The organism is Streptomyces sp. NPDC104367, assembly GCF_055583825.1.
The window spans coordinates 1-1,705 of sequence record NZ_JBVJND010000095.1 but is presented as its reverse complement, the minus strand read 5'-3'; the positions used below and the strand labels follow the sequence as shown (position 1 = coordinate 1,705).

General features: G+C 65.0%; 1 protein-coding gene and 1 pseudogene. One reads left to right on the top strand and one right to left on the bottom strand.

Features of this window, described 5'->3' with window-relative positions; genetic code table 11:
* The first annotated feature begins 142 nt into the window (after positions 1 to 142).
* Positions 143 to 1,159 carry a hypothetical protein gene (locus ACZ619_RS45820; protein WP_469612000.1) on the top strand — a complete coding sequence of 339 codons (1,017 nt, stop codon included), beginning with the start codon at positions 143 to 145 and terminating at the stop codon, positions 1,157 to 1,159.
* Positions 1,160 to 1,436: 277 nt separating this feature from the next.
* Here ACZ619_RS45820 and ACZ619_RS45815 read toward each other — a convergent pair.
* A pseudogene (locus ACZ619_RS45815) lies at positions 1,437 to 1,610 on the bottom strand (transporter); the annotation flags it as partial.
* Positions 1,611 to 1,705 lie beyond the last annotated feature (95 nt).

Here is a 1,705-nt window from a genome sequence, read left to right as displayed (position 1 = left end):
GCACGACGGCGCAGCTCAAGCGGGTAACGGGAGGGTCGTGCCATGACTCAATCCTTACATGGAATCGAGCCTCCACCCGACCCGGGGCGGTTCAAGCACCCGCGTGGAACGACGCGCCCACAAGCTCCAACTGGCGACTGGGATGAGCTGGACCGACGCGCTCAAGCGCGTGAAATCCCTCCCACCCGCATCACCGCTGGTTCCTGAGGCGCACCCCAGCCAGGCCGTCCTGGAGAGCTACATCCTGTCGGGCCATGCCTGGCCGCTGATCGACACCCGCAACCCGTGGGGCATCCGATCCGCTGACTCCCGCCCTGACAGCTTGATCCTGACCTTCGAGAACGACGTCACCCAGCACGTCGCCTCGGAGTCCATGGCCAGGGAACTGATCCGCAATCTCGTTCCGTGCTTCGACGAGCACGGCGAGGTCCGCGGCATCCCGGGAGCCCGCTTCACCGCCGACGCCGACGGCATCCGGATCCGGCGCCTCGGGGTGCCCGGCTCGGTCACGATCCTGGGTATCCCCGCCGAAGACTGGTCCGCTGCCCTGCCCCTCCAGCGAGAAGAGAACACGGCAGACGGCAGGCATTACTGCCATGAGGCAAGCCCTCACCAGTGGCACCGCAGCGAAGCAGCCTTTCACGAACCTTCCACCAGCACCGTCCTGGGGCGTCACCACTACCGCAAGACGCCTTCGGCCTGGCTCGCCAGCGGCATGCTGCGCCGCGCCCCAATGCTTCGGACCATTGGCGTGCCACTCAGCACCACGGCTTGGACCAACCTCACCAGCGACGGCGGCTCGGAATGGATCATCGAGTACATCAACGAACCCCTCGCGGTCGCTCCCTGTTACCACGCAGGCTTCACCAACCTGCTGGCCGACCCGGAGTGCGGCTTGCCGATCACCGGGGCGGAACTGGACTGCTGTTGCGGTCTGCCGCCCGAGTCGTACTGGGGCTGCCGGTTCTACGCCCGCAGCAGTACCGGACAGCCCGGCGCGCTCCAAATCCGCTTCTCCCGCAGATCCGGCGACCGAGCGCACTTCTACGAGACCGACCCAACGGAGTACGAGAAGCGTCGGCAGCTCTACCAGCCCGTCCCCGCCCACCTCAGCCGCAAGCCAGCGGAGCCGATCCATAACCGCCATCAGAGCGGGTGAACATGGCAGTCAATTGACCGACTTCACCTCAGCCGGCGTCACAGCAACTGACCGTAGGCCGAGGAGACCCTTCAAGGGGCGAATACATCCACTGACCGATATTCGCGCCCCCTTCAGGCGCGCAATATAGCGGCGGAGTCCCGGTTAGCGAAACCGGGACTCACCTGCACCATTAGGAGTCCACCGCCATTCCCTGACCAGCGCGTCGAGAGGCAGCAGTATGAACACTTCCGAAAACTTCATGCCCAGCCGATCGCGAGCGCCAGCTGCGCCTCAGCTACGCCGCGGCGTAGCTGAGGCGGAACAGGTCCTGGGCCCGCTCCAGGTCCCGCTCCGTACGCAACTGCACCTCCAGGTCACCTGTGCCGTGGTGGCCAAGCCCTGTCACATCCCGTGTGAATCCGGGCAGAAGGTCGGCCACCTTCGGGTCGGCCTTGATGTACACGAGGAGTGAACCGCCCCGGGTTCGGTAGAGATCTCAGATTGTGGTGATGACCTGGGGTTTCGTGAGTTCGGTGTAGTAATTGGCTTCGTATTCGACGGGCG